Annotated in this window: 17 protein-coding genes; 11 read left to right on the top strand and 6 right to left on the bottom strand. The window is 71.0% G+C overall.

Going from position 1 to position 16,842, the window contains the following annotated elements; all coding sequences use genetic code 11:
* Positions 1-226: 226 nt before the first annotated feature.
* From MKL09_RS10025 to MKL09_RS10010, 4 genes are all read left to right on the top strand, one after another.
* Positions 227-1,207, top strand: coding sequence for an amidohydrolase family protein (locus MKL09_RS10025; protein ID WP_244019883.1), 981 nt, complete (start codon positions 227-229; stop codon positions 1,205-1,207).
* A gap of 80 nt (positions 1,208-1,287) precedes the next feature.
* The gene (locus MKL09_RS10020) at positions 1,288-1,869 is read left to right on the top strand and encodes a hypothetical protein (protein WP_244019882.1); all 582 of its coding nucleotides are present in this window, start codon (positions 1,288-1,290) and stop codon (positions 1,867-1,869) included.
* Positions 1,866-2,102 (top strand): hypothetical protein, encoded by a 237-nt coding sequence (locus MKL09_RS10015; protein WP_244019881.1) that lies wholly within the window; start codon positions 1,866-1,868, stop codon positions 2,100-2,102. The genes MKL09_RS10020 and MKL09_RS10015 overlap by 4 nt, the downstream gene beginning before the upstream one ends.
* Before the next feature lie 516 nt (positions 2,103-2,618).
* The gene (locus tag MKL09_RS10010) at positions 2,619-3,089 is read left to right on the top strand and encodes an NYN domain-containing protein (protein WP_244019880.1); all 471 of its coding nucleotides are present in this window, start codon (positions 2,619-2,621) and stop codon (positions 3,087-3,089) included.
* A 168-nt stretch (positions 3,090-3,257) separates the two neighbouring features.
* On the opposite strand, the gene MKL09_RS10005 is transcribed toward MKL09_RS10010, so the two are convergent.
* Positions 3,258-3,662: a hypothetical protein gene (locus MKL09_RS10005; protein ID WP_244019878.1), complete on the bottom strand. Its 405-nt coding sequence runs from the start codon at positions 3,660-3,662 to the stop codon at positions 3,258-3,260.
* Positions 3,663-3,874: 212 nt separating this feature from the next.
* Here MKL09_RS10005 and MKL09_RS10000 point away from each other — a divergent pair, with 212 nt between their 5' ends.
* From MKL09_RS10000 to MKL09_RS09990, 3 genes are all read left to right on the top strand, one after another.
* Complete coding sequence (locus MKL09_RS10000; RefSeq protein ID WP_244019877.1) at positions 3,875-4,111, top strand: DUF4170 domain-containing protein; 237 nt, start codon at positions 3,875-3,877, stop codon at positions 4,109-4,111.
* Positions 4,112-4,285: 174 nt separating this feature from the next.
* Complete coding sequence (locus tag MKL09_RS09995; RefSeq protein WP_058192852.1) at positions 4,286-5,230, top strand: ribose-phosphate pyrophosphokinase; 945 nt, start codon at positions 4,286-4,288, stop codon at positions 5,228-5,230.
* Positions 5,231-5,454: 224 nt separating this feature from the next.
* On the top strand, positions 5,455-6,189 hold the full coding sequence (locus tag MKL09_RS09990) for a hypothetical protein (protein WP_313901176.1): 735 nt from the start codon (positions 5,455-5,457) through the stop codon (positions 6,187-6,189).
* Between the two features lie 141 nt (positions 6,190-6,330).
* Here the strand turns inward: MKL09_RS09990 and MKL09_RS09985 are convergent, their stop codons facing one another.
* Positions 6,331-8,007: a methyl-accepting chemotaxis protein gene (locus MKL09_RS09985; protein ID WP_244019876.1), complete on the bottom strand. Its 1,677-nt coding sequence runs from the start codon at positions 8,005-8,007 to the stop codon at positions 6,331-6,333.
* Between the two features lie 166 nt (positions 8,008-8,173).
* Here MKL09_RS09985 and MKL09_RS09980 point away from each other — a divergent pair, with 166 nt between their 5' ends.
* A complete protein-coding gene (locus tag MKL09_RS09980; RefSeq protein ID WP_244019875.1) occupies positions 8,174-9,217 on the top strand; it encodes an ABC transporter substrate-binding protein in 1,044 nt (347 codons plus the stop codon).
* A gap of 465 nt (positions 9,218-9,682) precedes the next feature.
* A complete protein-coding gene (locus MKL09_RS09975; protein WP_244019874.1) occupies positions 9,683-10,384 on the top strand; it encodes a DUF1013 domain-containing protein in 702 nt (233 codons plus the stop codon).
* Between the two features lie 47 nt (positions 10,385-10,431).
* On the opposite strand, the gene MKL09_RS09970 is transcribed toward MKL09_RS09975, so the two are convergent.
* The 3 genes from MKL09_RS09970 to MKL09_RS09960 all read right to left on the bottom strand — a co-directional run bounded on the left by MKL09_RS09970 (position 10,432) and on the right by MKL09_RS09960 (position 12,224).
* Entirely contained in the window at positions 10,432-10,893 is a 462-nt protein-coding gene (locus MKL09_RS09970; RefSeq protein ID WP_244019873.1) for a PIN domain-containing protein, read from the bottom strand.
* Positions 10,890-11,135, bottom strand: a complete 246-nt coding sequence (locus tag MKL09_RS09965; RefSeq protein ID WP_244019871.1) for a type II toxin-antitoxin system Phd/YefM family antitoxin — start codon at positions 11,133-11,135, stop codon at positions 10,890-10,892. Before MKL09_RS09965 ends, MKL09_RS09970 begins: the two co-directional genes overlap by 4 nt.
* Before the next feature lie 63 nt (positions 11,136-11,198).
* Positions 11,199-12,224 (bottom strand): histone deacetylase family protein, encoded by a 1,026-nt coding sequence (locus tag MKL09_RS09960; RefSeq protein WP_244019869.1) that lies wholly within the window; start codon positions 12,222-12,224, stop codon positions 11,199-11,201.
* A gap of 204 nt (positions 12,225-12,428) precedes the next feature.
* Here MKL09_RS09960 and MKL09_RS09955 point away from each other — a divergent pair, with 204 nt between their 5' ends.
* On the top strand, positions 12,429-12,824 hold the full coding sequence (locus MKL09_RS09955) for a DUF3307 domain-containing protein (protein ID WP_244019867.1): 396 nt from the start codon (positions 12,429-12,431) through the stop codon (positions 12,822-12,824).
* A 3-nt stretch (positions 12,825-12,827) separates the two neighbouring features.
* On the opposite strand, the gene MKL09_RS09950 is transcribed toward MKL09_RS09955, so the two are convergent.
* A complete protein-coding gene (locus MKL09_RS09950; protein WP_244019866.1) occupies positions 12,828-15,080 on the bottom strand; it encodes a cyclic nucleotide-binding domain-containing protein in 2,253 nt (750 codons plus the stop codon).
* Positions 15,081-15,411: 331 nt separating this feature from the next.
* On the opposite strand from MKL09_RS09950, the gene MKL09_RS09945 reads away from it, so the two are divergent.
* Positions 15,412-16,803 (top strand): hypothetical protein, encoded by a 1,392-nt coding sequence (locus tag MKL09_RS09945; protein ID WP_244019864.1) that lies wholly within the window; start codon positions 15,412-15,414, stop codon positions 16,801-16,803.
* The last annotated feature ends 39 nt before the right edge of the window (positions 16,804-16,842 follow it).

The raw sequence follows: 16,842 nt of genomic DNA, 5'->3' as shown, positions 1-16,842 counted from the left end.
CTTCCGCCAAGCCCCTCCTCAAAGCCCCTCCGCCGAGCGATCGTCCGTTCCGTCCGCAGCGGCGACGGACTTCACCGCGGCCGTACCGGCGCGCGCTATCGCCTGTCCGTACCGTTTGTCGGCGGCTTCTTTGACACTGGTCCGGCTTGCGCGCGTCGCGCGCAGGTGGTCCGATCCGGATGAGGCACTCGCAGAAGTTCGCCCGCCGATCCGGAGGAGACCCGCCATGCTGTCACGCCGGCAAACCCTCGCCCTGGCCCTCGCCAACGGCCTCGCTCTCACGGACACGGCGGCCCTGGCCGCGGGCGAGGCCGCCGCACCGACCGTCAAGAGTCCGGTCTCGTTCCAGGTCCCGCCGGGGGCGTGCGACTGTCACGTCCACGTCATCCCCGATCCGGCCCGGTTCCCGTTCTGGGTGGGGCGCGGCTACACCCCGCCGGTGGATCCGCCCGAGAGCCTGCTCGCGCTCCAGCACACGCTCAAGCTCGACCGCGTGGTGATCGTGACGCCCAGCGTCTACGGCACCGACAACGCGGCCACCCTCGACGGAATGCGCCTGCTCGGGCCCCAGCGCGCCCGCGGCGTCGCGGTGATCGGCCCCGGGACCGGCCCGGCCGAGCTCGACGCGCTGGCCCAGGCCGGCATCCGCGGCATCCGGGTCAACCTGGAGCAGGCCGGCGTGTTCGATCCGGCGGCCTCGGCCAAGGCCCTGGAGAGCGCGGTCCAGCAGATCGGGTCGCGGCCCTGGCACCTCCAGGTCTATGCCCGCCTGTCGGTCATCGGCCCGCTGAAGCCGCAGCTGGCCGCCCTGCCGGTGCCGGTGGTGTTCGATCACTTCGCCGGGGCGCAGGCGGCCCTCGGGCCCGACCAGCCGGGTTTCGGCGACGTGCTCGACCTCGTGCGCGGCGGACAGGCCTGGGTGAAGCTGTCGGGCGCCTACCGGGCCTCCGACAAGGCGCCGGACTATGCCGACGTGACGCCGCTGGCCCGGGCCCTGGTGGCGGCGAACCCGGAGCGGCTGGTCTGGGGCAGCGACTGGCCGCACCCGGACAGCACGCCGAAGCCGGGCCGCAAGCCGACGGATCTCGCCCCCGCGCAGGACATCGACGACGGCCGCCTGCTCGACCTGCTCGCCGCCTGGGTGCCCGAGCGCGCCGCCCGTGACAGGATCCTTGTCGAGAATCCCAAGCGGTTATACGACTTCTAAGCGAAGCACCCGGGGCGGACTCGCCCGGACCCCTCACGGGGCCGGAGCGCCCACCCGGTCGTCCGCCTGGGAGGAGGCCTATGCAGGGTCTGGCACATCTCGGCCTGCCGGCCGCCACCGACCGCGTTCCCGGGCGATCGCGCCCGGCACGGGGCCTGCTCGCCCTGCTGACGGCCGCGTCCGTCCTGGGCGCCGGTGCCGCCGCGGCACGGGCCCCCGGCGCGGCCGTCGATCCCGATCTCGTGCGGGTGATCCGCTTCATGGCGCTGATGAAGGGCGGGTTCGCGCTGGCGGCCTTCGCCGGCTGCTTCTGGCGCCTCGCCCGGCCCGCCGGCCCGTGGCGCACGCCGATCTACGTCGCCGGGCCGCCGCTCATCGCGGCGGGCGCGATCGGGCTGTGGTCGGTCCAGGGCGTTCCGATCGCGGCGGCTGGCCTGCATCTTGGGCTGCTGGCGGTGCTGGCGGCCGCGCTGACCGATTCGGAGTTCCTGCCCGACCTGGCGCGCCTCGGGCGAGGCCGCCGATTACGGCGCCGGCCGGTCGGCCGGGGCCGTCATGCCCGGCGCCGGAGCGGAACGGCGGAGCGCCCGGCCCGTTTCCCCAGGACCCGATCGACGCGCCGGGTGCTGCCGCGTCGGTCCGCCCCGCCTCGCAAGCCATGATCGACAAGGTCCTCCCCCTCCTCCCGCCCGGCGCGCAGGCGGCCCTGCGCCGGCTCGCCGCCCGCTGGCCGTCGCGCCCCGCCCCCGCGGAGCCGGTGGTCCGGCTCGACCACGATCCGCGACCCGGCCCGATGACGCCGCTGCTTCCGCCGGCCGCGCTCAACGACAACCCGCTGCAGGCCGTCCACGAGGCTGTGGAGCGCGACCTGCGCGCCAGCGGCCATCTGCGCTGAGGCCGTCGTCGGGTCTGACCGCCATCACCTTGACCATTTGCGTGGCTGGTTCCGAGCCAACTTAGCTGCCGGGATCGCCCTGGGCGTTTCGCCAAAGCGGCCGTTCGTCAAGCGTCCAGCAACCTCACTCGGGGTAGAAAGCGGCAGCCGGCAGGTGCCACCTAACCACTCGTTTTGGTGACATGCGCCGCCGGCTGCAGCTTGTAACGGAGGGCCATTGGCCCTATCATAATCCCATACCCGCTGGCAGCGTGCTGTCGGCTCGAAGGCCGCCAAGGGGAAACTCGAGGCGGCTTTCGCTTTTTCTGCTATACGGTTTCGATGCGGACGATTGTCTATATCGATGGCTTCAATCTATATTTCCGGATGCTGCAAAAGCGGCCTGACCTGAAATGGGTCAACCCCAAAATTCTGGCTGAACAGGCTTTACGTCCCGAAAATCAGGTCCTTCAGGTCCGTTATTATACGGCCCGTGTCTCCGCGCGTGTCGATCCGACTGCGCCGAGCCGGCAGTAGGTGTATTTCAACGCTTTGAACACGGTGCCGGAGGTGGTGATCCACCAGGGCACGTTCCTGGCCACCAAGAAATTTGCGGGGCTGGTGCATCCCCCACAATTCCGACCGCAACTGGCGGCGCAACTGCCGCAACCCTGGCCGGCCGTAGTGAAGGTCCATAAAACCGAGGAGAAAGGTAGCGACGTCAACCTTGCGAGCCATCTGCTACTCGACGCCTTCCGGGACAATTTCGACGTCGCGGCGGTGCTGTCGGCGGACAGCGACCTGATTGAGCCGATCCGCATCGCCACACAGGAACTGGGCAAGGTGGTGGGGCTACTGTCGCCCGTAGCGGTGCCCAATCCTGATCTTGCCGCGGCGTCGAGCTTCGTGCGCCGTCTGAGCACTGGGCATCTGACGGCCGCGCAATTCCCAAACCCTCTGACGCTGGCTGACGGAACGCTGCTCCACAAACCGGCGAACTGGGTATGATCCTGGTCCCATGACCCACACGGGCTGCAATGAATAGTGAGCGGTCCCCGCGGCTATATCCGATTCGATGCATTCAGCATCCGGAAGCAGACCGGCAGCTATCCCCCAAAACAGCCCTTCAAGCGGCCAAGCGGGTTGAATTCAGCCCCTTTGGACGCTGCGCGGTCCTCAGCGCTTGGCGGCGCCCGCCGGGGCGGGCCGCGCGGCGGCCCCCGCCTCCATCCAGTGGCAGGCCGTGGTCGTCGGCAGGCCGGCGCATTCGTAGCTCCGGTCGCCCAGCGTCACCCGGTCAACCAGGCCGGTGATCTCGCTGCGGGTCACCAGGGTGCAGCCGAGATGGTCCGCCTTGGGATCGGCCAGCACGGCGGCCGCCGCGGCGCCGCCGTCGTGCAGCAGCATCCGGTAATTGGCCAGGGACGGGCAGCCGATCACCTGTCCGGGGGCCTTCCGGTCCGGGCCGGCGGCCTTGTCGGGGCCGGGGCGGGCCGGGGCCTTGGCCGCCGGCTGTCCCAGCGCCGGCAGGGCGCAAAGCCCGAGCGCGAGAGCGGCGACGCGAAGTAGCATGCGTGTCATGACCCGCCCCTAGCATGGGCGCCGGGTGGTTTCGTACCCGCCGCGTCGCCGCGCCCGGCCGGGGTTGCAGAGGGAGCCGGGGAACCGGTGGTGGAACCGTGCCGGGGGCTGCCCTGCTCCCGGTTGTTCCCACGGGCCGGGACGGACATTCGGGCTTGACCGGGCGGCCGCCATCTGCGAGCGCCGCGGGCGGGACATCGTGAGGAGAGGTCATGGCGACGGCGATCGATAGCGACCAGAAGCTGCACCTGGTCTTCGGTGGTGAGTTGCAGGACCTCGACGGCGTCCGGTTCCGGGACATCAAGGGCCTCGACATCGTCGGCATCTTCCCGGACTACGCCTCCGCGCAGGCCGCCTGGCGGGCCAAGGCGCAGGCCACCGTCGACAGCGCGCAGACCCGCTATTTCGTGGTCCACCTGCACCGGCTGCTGGAGCCGCCGGCCCTCTGAGCCCCCTGCGCGGCCGGCCGTTCCGGGCGCGCGCCTGTGCGGTGCGCGCGTGAAGGCATTGTGACACCTTCGGCCCGCTGCTAAGAGCCTCGCCCGTCATCAGATCCATCCGGCCCGTCGGGGGACCGGTATTCGGAGCGCGGCGCGAAGCTCGGCCGCGAGTGGGCGGACGTCATGAAATCCTCGATCAAGATCATCGCCGGCAACGCGAGCCGGCCCTTGGCCGAGGCGATCGCCGCCTATCTCGAATTGCCCCTGGCCAAGTGCATGGTCCGGCGCTTCGCCGACATGGAGATCTTCGTCGAGCTCCAGGAGAACGTGCGCGGCGAGGACGTGTTCATCGTCCAGTCGACCTCGTTCCCGGCCAACGACCACCTGATGGAACTGCTGATCATGATCGACGCCGCGCGCCGGTCCTCGGCCCGGCGCATCACGGCGGTGATCCCGTATTTCGGCTACGCCCGGCAGGATCGGCGCACCTCGGGCCGGACCCCGATCTCGGCCAAGCTGGTGGCGAACCTGATCACCGAGGCCGGGGCCGACCGGGTCCTGACCCTCGATCTCCATGCCGGCCAGATCCAGGGCTTCTTCGACATCCCCACCGACAACCTGTTCGCCGCCCCCGTGATGGTGCGCGACATCAAGGAGCGGCTGCCCAGCGCCGACCGCATGGTGGTCTCGCCGGACGTCGGCGGCGTCGTGCGCGCCCGGGCCATCGCCAAGCGGATCGACTGCCCGCTCGCCATCGTCGACAAGCGCCGCGAGCGGCCGGGCGAGTCCGAGGTGATGAACATCATCGGCGAGGTCGAGGGCCGCTCCTGCATCCTGGTCGACGACATCGTCGATTCGGGCGGCACCCTGGTCAACGCCGCCGAGGCGCTGCTCAAGGCCGGCGCCAAGGATGTCTCGGCCTACATCACGCACGGGGTGCTCTCGGGCGGCGCGGTCTCGCGCATCGCCGCCTCGCGGATGAAGGAACTGGTGATCACCGATTCGATCCAGCCGACCCAGGCCGTCAAGCTCGCCCGCAACATCCGGGTGGCGACCATCGCGCCGCTGCTCGGCGAGGCGATCGGCCGGACCGCCACGGAATCCAGCGTCTCCAGCCTGTTCGACTGATCCCGCCGCAGTGAAGAATTCGCCGCAGTGCCGGCGGCGACATCCGGCGCTATCTCGCCCGCGCGGACGCATCGCCGATCCGGGAGGGGCGGACACTGGGTCGGACGACACTCATCGGCATCCACGGGCTCGCCAACAAGCCGCCCCGGGATGAGAAGGCCGCCTGGTGGCGGGCGGCGATCCTCGAGGGCCTCGCCCGCAATCGTGGGGGCCCGGCGCCCGAGGTGCCGTTCAGCTTCGTCTACTGGGCGGACCTGCGCTACCCGGAGCCCTTGACCGGCGGGCTCAACCGCGAGCCCTACAGCCCCGATCCCGGCACCGGCCCGTTCCCGTCCCCGGCGGACGATCCCGAGCAGGCCGAGCCGACGCTGACCGACCGGATCTATCGCGGCCTCTCGCATCTCGAGGAGGCCACCGGGCTCACCCCGGTCGACGGCCTGATCCTGGAATACCGCCTCGACGACCTCTGGGGCTATTACGAGGACGCGGCGTTCCGGGACGCCGCCCGGGCACGCCTGCGCGAGGCCCTGGCCGAGGCGGCCGATCGCGCCGTGCTGATCGCCGCGCATTCGATGGGCGGCCTGATCGCCTACGACGTGCTCCGGGCCGCCGAGCGGGACGGGACGCCCCTGCCCCGCTGCACCCTGGTCACCCTCGGCTCCCCGCTGGGGCTCGCCGAGCTGAAGCTGAAGCTCGCCGCCGAGCACGGCGACCTGTGCGTGCCGGAAGCGGTCACGGCCTGGACCAACCTGATGGACCGCCAGGACATCGCCACGGTGGGCGACGACCTCGCCGCGATCTATCCGCCGAACGCCGCCGGGGTGCGGATCCGGGACGTGCCGGTGATCAATGCCTACCGGCGGCAGGACGGCACCGAGAACCGGCACAAATCCTACGGCTACCTGCGCACCCCGGAATTCTCGCAGGCGGTGGCGGATTTCCTGGCCGCCGAGGCCTGAACGTCTCGGTTTCAAAAGGTCGAGACCTTTTGCGGGTCCAGGGCGGAGCCCTGGTGCCGGGCTTTGCCCGATACATCAGGGGCTCCGCCCCCGAACCCCGCCAAAGGGCTGAGCCCTTTGGGAACCCGATGTTTCGGTCCCTTAAGCGGCCTTCACCTCGGCCAGGAAGTCCTTGACCGCCTGGTCGAGGTCGTCGGAGCCGCGGGTGAGGTCGCGGGCGGCGGCCAGGACCTGCTCGGAGGCGATCCCGGTCTCGTCGGCGCCCTGGCGCAGGTCGGCGATGCTGCCGGACACCGCCTGCGCCCCCGAGGCGGCGCTCACCACCCCGCGCACGATCTCCTGGATCGCGGCGTTCTGCTCCTCCATGGCGGCCGCGACCCCGACCGCGATGCTGCGCATCTCCTCGATGGTCTGGCCGACCTCGCCGATCGCCGCCACCGCCTGCCGGGTCTCGCCCTGGATCCGGCCGATCTGGGCGGCGATGTCGTCGGTGGCCTTGGCGGTCTGGCTGGCCAGTTCCTTGACCTCCGTGGCGACCACCGCAAAGCCGCGGCCGGCCTCGCCGGCGCGGGCCGCCTCGATGGTGGCGTTCAAGGCCAGCAGGTTGGTCTGCGCCGCGATGCCGGAGATGAGGGCGACCACGTCGCCGATCCGCTCGGTGCCGTCCGCCAGCGCCCGCACCGTCGCCTCGCCCTGGCGGGTGGCCTCGGCCGCCCGCCCGGCGATCTCCGAAGTGCGGTGCACCTGCCCGGCGATCTCCTGGACCGAGGCCGACATCTCCTCAGTGGCCGCCGCCGCGGTCTGGACGTCCGCCGAGGTCCCGGCCGCCTGGGCGGTGACCACGCCGGAGCGCTCGGTGCCGCGGGCGGCCGTGGCGGTCATCGCCTGGGCGGTGACCTCGAGTTCGGAGGCCGCCGCCGCGAGGCCCCGGCTCAAGTCGCCCGCCCGGGTCTCGAAGGCTCGGGTCAGGCTGTCGAGGGAAGCGGCGCGGCGGGCTGCCCCCTCGGCACCATCGGCGGCGCGGGCATCCGTCTCGGCCTTGGCGATCAGCGCGTCCTTGAACACCTGCACGGCACCGGCCATCGTGCCGATCTCGTCGTTGCGCCCGCGCTCAGGCACCGCGGCGGCGGTGTCGCCCGCCGCGAGGCGGTGCATGGCCTGGTTCAGGGCCAGGAGCGGCCGGGTCACCCGGCGGCCGATCAGGGCCGCCAGCAGGCCGATCAGCGCGATCACCACCAGCATCCCGGCCGCCGTCCGCCAGGCCGCGTCCCACAGGATCGCCGCGGTGTCGTCGGCGTAGATGCCGGTGCCGACCACCCAGCCCCAGGGGGCGAAGCCGCGTATGTAGGCGACCTTCGGAACCGGTACGTCGGCTCCGGGCCGGGGCCAGGAATACTGGACGTAGCTCCCGCCCGGCTGCTTCCCGGCCGCGACGAAGTCCTGGAACAGGTACTTGCCGGTCGGGTCCTGCATGGCGGTGAGGTCTTTGCCCTCCATCGCGGGCTTGGTCGGATGCGCGATCATGCGGGCCTGCATGTCGTTGATCCAAAAGTATTCCTCGCCGTCGTAGCGCAGGCTCTTCAGGGCGTGGATCGCCGCGCCCTGGGCATCGCCCCGCGACAGCCGCCCGGCCCGCTCCTCGCCCTCGAAGTAGGCGACCATGCCATAGGCGACATCCGTCAGGTTGTGGGTCTTGCCCATGCGGTCCTGCTCCACCTGCGATTTCAGGTTGAGCAGGCCGATGCCCGAGACCACGGCGATGCCGACCAACGCAGTGGCCGTGATGGTGTGGAGCTTCGCCCCGATGCCAATCTTCACGAAAGCGCTCATAGCAATGATGACGATGAGGAATTGTAAGATTTTATCATTACCGAACTATGAAGACGATTCTGGGCCTTGCGCTCGCCGGATCGAGACTGTCCACTCGCGGTCAACGAAAGCCCGGATCCGGACACGAAGCCGGCGGGTTTAAGGGAGGAACGAGATGGTGCGCATGCCGCGGGCGGATTCGATTCCGGGGATCTGCCGCCGCCTCGTCCGGGCGGGACCGGCCGCCCTGATGGTGGCGGGGCTGGTCTTCGCCGCCCCGGCCCGGGCCGACGATTCCAAGGTCCGGATCAGCCGGCAGCCCGGTTTCGTCTACCTGCCGGCGGTGCTCGCGGAGACGCACAAGCTGATCGAGAAGCAGGCCAAGGCGGCCGGCCTCGGCGACGTCGCGGTCGAGTGGGTGAACCTGACCAGCGGGGCGGCCGGCAACGACGCGCTCCTGTCGGGCAACATCGACATCGTCGACAGCGGCTCCACCAACATGCTGCTGCTCAACGACCGCACCCGGGGCGACGTGAAGGGGCTGTGCGGCGTCGGCTCGACGCCGATGCTGCTGCTCACCCGCAACCCGGACGTGAAGACGCTCAGCGACTTCTCCGGCAAGGACAAGATCGCCCTGCCCTCCGTGAAGGTCTCGACGCAAGCCGTGCTGCTGCAGATCGCTGCCAGGAAGGCGTTCGGGCCGGACGGGACGACCCGGCTCGACCCGCTGACCGTCCAGCTCGGCCATCCCGACGCGGTGGCGGCGCTAGCCAGCCCTCAGAACGAGGTCAACAGCCACTTCTCGCTGCCGCCGTTCCAGCAGCGCGAGTTGCAGAACCCGGCGATCCACACGGTGCTCAACTCCTACGAGCTGGTCGGCGAACCGGTGAGCAACGCGATCTTCTACGCCCGCACCGGCTGGTTCACCCGCAACCCCAAGCTCGCCGCCGCCATCGTGGCCGCCATCGACGCGGCGAATGCCGAGATCGCCAAGGATCCGCTCCAGGCCGCCAAGGACTACATCGCTGCCACCAACGACAAGACGCCCCCCGAGACCCTGGTGGCGATCATGAAGGAGCCGGGGACCAACTTTTCCACCACCCCGTACGGGATCATGCTCCAGGCCCGGCACTTCTATGCGATGAAGACCATCAAGGCCGAGCCGAAGGATTGGAAGGACACGTTCTTCCCGATCGTCCACGGGCTGCCGGGGAAGTAGGGGGCTTGCTCTTCCCCGCGCGGCCGTTGTTGCTCGTCCCGGGCCGCGCTATATTGGGGAGTGGGATCGGCGGCGGCTACCGCCGATCCCTGGCATTCACCTGCTTAGGTGTAGCCAAGCCCAGAGAGGAATGGCGAGGCGGAGCCGGAAGCTCCACTCGCCATTCGCTTTTCTGGACCATGCCAGAGAGAGGACCATCCTCTGCACTCCCGGCCGCATCGGGCCGCGTGCGGCCTTCGCGGGTGAGTCGGTCAGGCTCACATCCGGTTTGTAGCCGGGCCTACAGCCTCGGTTAATCGGCGCTCGGCGTCCCGAACCGTCGAACCCGCGATTGCGCCCCACCCCGGGCGGCCCTATAGTGAGCCATCCCCATTCGACAGCGTGAGACGGGACTTCCGGATCTGCATCCGGAGCCCGCGGCCCGGTGCCCGGCCCCCGTCCCGCCAGGCCGGAGCACGAGAGCACATGTCCCAGGGTCCGCTGATGCCGAAGGCGACCGCCGTCTGGCTGGTCGAGAACACCTCCCTGGCCTTCGAGCAGATCGCCGACTTCTGCAAGCTGCACCCGCTCGAGGTGAAGGGCATCGCCGACGGCGAGGTCGCGGCCGGCATCAAGGGGCTCGACCCGGTCTCCACCGGCCAGCTCACCCGCGACGAGATCGAGAAGGCCCAGAAGGCGCCGCACTACAAGCTCAAGCCCGCCGTCTCGAAGGTGAAGCTGCCGGAGGTGAAGCGCACCACCAAGGGGCCGCGCTACACCCCGCTGTCGCGCCGCCAGGACCGGCCGAACGCCATCCTGTGGCTGCTGCGCAACCACCCCGAGCTGAAGGACGCGCAGATCATCCGTTTGGTCGGCACCACCAAGTCGACGATCCAGCAGATCCGCGAGCGCACCCACTGGAATTCCGGCTCGCTCCAGCCAATGGACCCGGTGACCCTCGGCCTGACCACCCAGATCAACCTCGACTTCGAGGTCCAGCGCGCGGCGGCCGACCGCCCGGCGGCCTTGGCGGCCGAATCCGGCGCCTCGCTCCTGCCCACCGAGGTCTCGACGGCGCCCGAGCCCGAGGAGACGGCCGAGCCCGGCGGCCGCGAGGAGCGCATCGACGCCGATTCCGTCTTCGCCAAGCTCAAGGGCCGGCATCAGGACGAGGACGACGAGGAGTAGGATCGGCGATCTGGCCCCTCTCCAGGGATGGGGAGGGGCTGCAGGGATCAGTACAACTCTGCTCCTCCCGCCAGCATGGCATCCAGCAGCGGGTGGTGCGGTGACGCGAAGGGGTTGGCGATCGTCACCCCGTTCCAGGTGAAGCCGTCCTGGAGATCTTCGGACAAAAGCAGCCGGCAACCGGCCTGCGCGGCGGCGGACAGGATGGCCGCGTCCCAGATGCCGAGACGGTGATCCGTCGCCAAGTCGAAGGCGGCCAGCATCACCTCCGGTGTCGTGGCGACGATCCCGAACGCGTCCCGCCAGCCCAGAAGGGCATCCCGGGCTTCCGGGCGCGACCGTCCGGCCTTGCGGACCAGAAGGTTGAACAACTCGCCCAGCACTTGGACGGGGATGATCGCGGCGTCCTGCGGCAAGCGGCCCAGCAGTTCGACAGCGCGATCGCGCTTCATCGCATCGTTGACGCCCTCCGCGTAGGCGAGGAGGTTGGTATCGAGTGCGACCTTCAACGCTCGTCCTCGTGAAGCGCCTCGCGCGTCCAAGGCCCGGCTTGGACGACCGGTTGACGTTGAAGGCGCGACAGCAGCGTCGCCCGCGCGCCGGAGGCCACGCCATCGCGCTCGCTCGCAGGGACGATCCGGGCGACGGGCCGTCCATGGCTGGTCACGACGTAGCTGTTGCCGTCGCGGACGCCGCGCATCAGGAGCGAAAACTTGCGGTTGGCTTCCGCCGCCGGGATAGCCTCGTCCATGGCCACGCCTTGAAGTAGTTATATTCACTATATTGATGAGCGGAGCATGCTGCAAGGCACCCGTCAGCGCGCTGCGTCAAACGCCGCCAGGAAGGTCGTCAGGTTCTCCGGCAGGGCCGGACAGAGGTAGCCGCCCTCCTGGACGATCGCGGTGGGCAGCCCGGCGCGCGCGATCCGATGCGCCGCGGCGGCGAAGCCCGCTCCGGTCACCGCGAGGATTCCGATCGGGTCGTCCGCGGCGGCGTCGAGGCCCAGAGCCACCACCAGCCCCCGCGGCTTGAACGCCGCGATCGCCGCGAGCCCGGCCTCCACGGCGGCGAGCCACGGTGCGTCGCCGGAGCCCGGCGGCAGTGGCAGGTTGCGGTTGAGGCCGGCGCCGGCCCCCGCACCGGTCTCGTCGGCATAGCCGGCATAGAACGGGAAATAGTCCGCCGGGTCCGCGTGGACCGAGACGGTGAGGACGTCGCCGCGCGTATAAAAGATCCCCTGCGTGCCGTTGCCGTGGTGCACGTCGATGTCGAGGATCGCCACGGGGCCGCCCCCGGTCGCCCGCATGCGCTCCGCCGCGATCGCGCTGTTGTTGAGGAAGCAGAAGCCGCCGGCGGAATCCGCGTAGGCGTGGTGGCCGGGCGGCCGGCACAACGCATAGGCGTGGCCCGTCTCCAGGGCCGCGTCGGCGGCCGCGACGGCGCATTGCGCCGCGCCGTAGACCGCCGCCCAGGTCCCGGCCCGGATCGGCGTCGAGGTGTCGGCGGTGTAGAGGCCGACGCGCCCGAGCAGGCCGGTGGGCGTCCGGTGCATCTGCGGCCGGGCGAAGCTGCCCGTGAGGATCTCATCGGCGATGCCCGGGATCTCCGCCCGGCGCGCCCAGGCCTCCGCCAGGAACGCGACGTAGCCGGCCTCGTGCACGGCCCGGATCGGATCGAGCCCGCGATCGGTGGGCTCCGCGAGGGCGTGGCCGCCGTCCCGGGCCGCCGCGTGCAGGATGGCGTAGCGGGAGGCCTGCTCAGGATGCGGGATCGGCGTGCCGCGCCGCAGGTAGAGCTCGGGATCGTGCCGGGCGGAATCGGCGGTGTGGAAGACGCGCATCGACGCAGGTTAGGCGTGCCGGCGCCGCGCGTCACCCGCCCCCGGGGGTGAGGCGTAAAGGTCGGGTTTCCAAAGGGCTGGGCCGCGGCCCTCTGGAAACCCGATCCTCTGTGTGCGCCATCACGCTGCCAGGGACGCGGGCCGGGTGTAGGGGGATGGGGCTACGATTCGACGCGCCGTCGCGCCAGGAGAAACAGGGCCGGAATGCCGTCCGTCGACACGCCCGTTCCGGTGGGCGCCTTCGCGCTCCTGCTCGTCGCCTTCGCGGTGAAGCACCTCGCAGCCGATTTCCTCCTCCAGACCAACTGGATGGCGCAGGGCAAGGAGCGCTCTTCCGCCTGGGCCGGGGCCCTCTGCGCCCATACCGGCCTGCACGGACTCGGGACGCTGCTGATCGCCCTGGCGGTCAAGCCGGCCCTGTGGTGGCTCGCGCTCGTGGATTTCGTGATCCACACGGGCATCGACCGCGGCAAGGCTCTGGTGAGCCAGCGGACCCGTTTCCCGACCACCGATGCCCGGTTCTGGTGGCTGATCGGGGTCGATCAGTGCCTGCACCAAGTGACCCATATCGGGCTCGCCGCCGTGCTGGCGGCGGCCTGATTTTCAGGTCAGCTCGGCTTCGAGCAGCCGGTTGGTGTCGGCGACCTTGCCGGCGAGCTCCAGGATGAGGAAGCGCTGCAGGGACAGCGCGAGGTCCGGGCGCGCGCGCTCCATCCGGGCCAGCGCGGCCCGGTCGACACCGACCACCCGGCAGGGGCTCTCGGCGATGGCGGTGGCGGTGCGGCGTCCGCCCTGCACCAGCCCGATCTCGCCGATCACCGTGCCGGCCGTGGTAGTGCGCAGGCGCAGGTTGGGGCGGCCGGGCACCTCGATCTCGATGGAGACCACGCCCTGTTCGAGGAAGTACAAGCTGTCGGCCGCCTCGCCCTGGCGGAGCAGCGCCTCCCCGGCTGCCAGGGTGCGGACGGCGAGATACGGCGCGAAATCGGCCGGCGCGAGGGCGCAGCCGAGCCGGTCGGCCATGTGCTCGGCCAACGGCGCGACGGCCCCCTCCCCGCCGGATCCGGCCTCGGTGAGCAGCAGCGATTCGGCCTCGCGCAGGGCCTCGTCCAGGGTTTGGCGCGGCCGCAGCCGCGGCCCGGCGAGGCCGCCGCGCTCGATCTGCCTGAGGGCCGCGGGCCCCAGATGGACCAGCAGCACGTCGAAGCCGCGCTGCTCGGCGAGCTGCCCGATCTTGCGGAACGCGATCAGCGCCGAGCTGTCGAGACCGACGCAATCGCGAAAGTCCAGGATCAGGCTGCGCAGGGTGCCGGGCTCGGCGGCGGCCCGGCGATAGATCGTCTGGGCGTTGAGGAAGAACAGGTAGCCCTGCAGGGCGTAGATCCGGGTCCGCTCCCCGGCCTCGCGCAGCAGCTCGGCGGTGTCGGGGGCGCGGATGACGCTGCTGCGCCGCTCCGCGCCGGACAGCGCCCGGCGCACCGCCGGGATCTGGCCGTACTGGACCGCGAAGATCAGGATCGCCAGCACGACGCCGACCAGGAAGCCCACGGTGGCGCCGAACAGGGCGGTCGCCCCGCACACCGCCAGGGCGATGCCGGTCTCCCAGACCGGGAAGGTCCGGCAGGCGAGCGCGAGGTTGACCAGCAGGCCCAGCCCGATGGCGATCAGGGCGCCCCCGGCCAGCGGGCGCGGCAGCAGCGCCAGCGGGCTCGCGCCGAACACCAGCAGGGCGGCCATCACGGCGAGCGTCAGCCACCAGCCGAGCCAGTGGCTGCCGCCGATATTGTGCAGCAGCAGGGTCGAGGTCCGCCCGAAGCCCATGGCCGGGCTGCCGAACAGGCTGCCGACCAGGTTGGCCGCCCCGGAGGCGACGAACATCCGGTCGATGTCGAGTTCGCGCCGCATCTCCAGCTCGACGCTGATGACGTAGAGGATCTGGATGATCACCGCGACCACGATCTCGGTGGCGATCCGGGGCAGGATCGGCAGGAGCAGGGCGGGATCGAGGGCCTGGAGCGCCAGCGCGGCCGGGGCCTGCAGCAGCGATCCCGCGGGCAGCGCCTCGATCAGCCAGCCGGCGCCTTGCGCGGCTGCCGTGTCGATGCCCTGCCAGGCCAGGCCGAGATGCACGACGACGAGGCTCGCCAGGATGACCGTCGGGTAGGTGCCCCAATGCCTGATGCGCCGGGGCAGGTAGAAGGCGCAGAACCCGATGACGACGGACAGGGCGATGCGCCCGAGCAGTCCGGGATCGATCCGGCTCGGGTCGAGCATCGCCGGGTCGAGCAGGCCCAGGAGCGCCGCGGCGGGATCGTCGAGATGCGCGCCGATCTGCACGCCGCTCTTCAGGAACAGCAGCCCGACGCCGCCGAGGAACCCGGTCAGGACCGGGTAGGGCAGGAGCTGCGCCAGCAGCGAGGCGCGCAGCGTGCCGAGCAGCGCGAAGACGAGGCCGGTGGCGAAGGTCGAGACCCCGCAGGCGACGAGCACGATCCGGCCGACCGTGGCGGGATCTGTGACGCCCGCGTCCCGGAGTTCCCCGGCCACCGCGGCGGCGATCGCCGCCTGCACGATCGCGGCCGCCCCGATGAAGGACAGCGACACCAGCACGGTCCGCCGCAGCGCGACGAAGACGAGGCTGCCCAGCACGTAGGCCGCCAGCATCGCCGACATCCCGGCGACGCGGCTCTCCGCCAGCGGGCCGGAAAAGATCAGCTGCGAGAAGCTGATCAGATCGAGCAGCAGCACCATGGCGGCCACCGCCGCCGCCGCGATCGTGCGCGCCGTGCGGACCAGCGCCCGGCGCCCCTCGGTCGGCTGCCCGCTGCCGGCGGAGGCCATATCGGTGGTTGTCATCGGCACGGCATCCGTATTCCGAAGGTTCGATCCAGGCCGCTGCAGCAGATCCCCGGTGGCCGCGCACACATGCGCAGCGGACCAGTGGGAGTGAGGCGCGGCCGCAGCCTTCCAACCCGATGACAGCTCGGGACTTAAATTATCGTACCGGCCGCAACGGCCGGGCGATGGTTCCGTCCAAGTTTCAACCGGTCATGGTGGGCCCGGAATCATGTGGGATGCAGATCTTATCAGTCTGCCGGACCGATCGCTCTGTGCGGCCTGGTGATCCCGGGGCCGGATTCCCCTCCCCCGCGTCATGCTCTAAGCCGGCCCCCACCAGGAGCCGCCGATGCCCGCCTCGACCCGCCTGCCCCGTCCCGTCCACGCCGCGCTCCTGCTCGCCGGCCTCACGGGGGCCGCGCAGGCCGAGGATGCCCCGTCGATCGCTTGGCCCGAGCCCGGCGGCCGGGCGACGATCAGCCGGGCCTTCAACGGATCGCCGATCACGGTCGGGGTCTCGTCCCGGACCGGCGGGGCGATCGACAGCCTGACCTGGGGCGGCACGCAGTTCATCAACGCCCACGATCACGGCCGCGAGCTGCAATCGGCCTCGTCCTATGACGGCTACGGCGAGTGCCTGAACCCCACCGAGGCGGGCAGCGATTCCGACGGCACCGGCCCGCGCAGCACGACCCTGCTCACGGAGCTGAAGCGCGGCCCGGACACGCTCCAGACGCGCTCGCAGATGGCCTACTGGATCGAGCCGGGCCGGGTCACCGGCAGCTGCCCGAAGGGGCCGGGCCCCCATGCCGGCCCCCGTTCGGACGACGTCCTGGCCAAGACCGTCACCCTGGGCGCGGCGGGCGTGGCCAACGCCATCGCGTACCGCGCCACCTACATCACCGCGCAGGCCCACGAATCGGCGACCTTCGAGGCGGCCACCGCCTACATGCCGCCGGACTTCACCGCGTTCTGGAACCTCGACCCGGCGACGGGCCGGTCCGAGCCGCTCTCGGCCGGGCCGGGCGAGCAGGCCGTGCCGGTGATCCTGGCGACCCCCGACGGCGCCCGGGCGATGGGCGTCTACAGCCCCGCCCTCCCCCAGCCGACGGTGCCGAATGCCGGCTACGGCCGGTTCGACTTCTCGACCCTGCCGGGCTCGGGCAACGCGACGGTGAAGTGGAACTGCGTCTTCCGGGAGAACAACGTTCCCGCGGGGGCGCACAGCTACACCTGCTACGTGGTGGTCGGCACGCTCCAGGATGTCCGCGCGGGCCTCGTCGCCCTGCGGGCGGCCCTGACCGGTGGGCACCCTGCGCCACTCCCCGCCAACCCGGCTCCGGCACCTCGGGCGGCGGCCGCCCCGCCGGCCGCGCGGGTTCGGGGCGTGGCGCTCTATGTCGGGACGCAGCAGGGCTGCAATGCCGGCGAGGTGACGATCGACCCGGGCTACAAGGGCTGCGCCACGGCCCCGATCGGCGCGACCCTGGCGCAGCCATCCTCCCCCGCCGACGCGCCGGTCTATGCCGGCACTGCGGCCGGGCTCGATGCCGGTCTGGTCACCAACAACCCGCACCATCTCGATTCCGGAACGCGCCCGATCGGCTACCTCGCGGCCGCCGGTGCGGGCGGGACGCCGCTCTATGTCGGCCAGCAGGGCGGCTGCAATGCCGGGGTGGTCTCGACCAACCCGGCCCATCTCAATTGCCGCGGCGCCCCGCTGGGGATCGCCGTGCGGTGAGGCCGGCCGCGAGCGCCGCCCCGGAGCCGGGGCGGCGCT

Origin of the sequence: Methylobacterium sp. J-048 (genome assembly GCF_022829515.1) — a bacterium.
Classification (GTDB): Bacteria; Pseudomonadota; Alphaproteobacteria; order Rhizobiales; family Beijerinckiaceae; genus Methylobacterium.
This window is presented reverse-complemented; position numbering and strand designations above follow the sequence as displayed.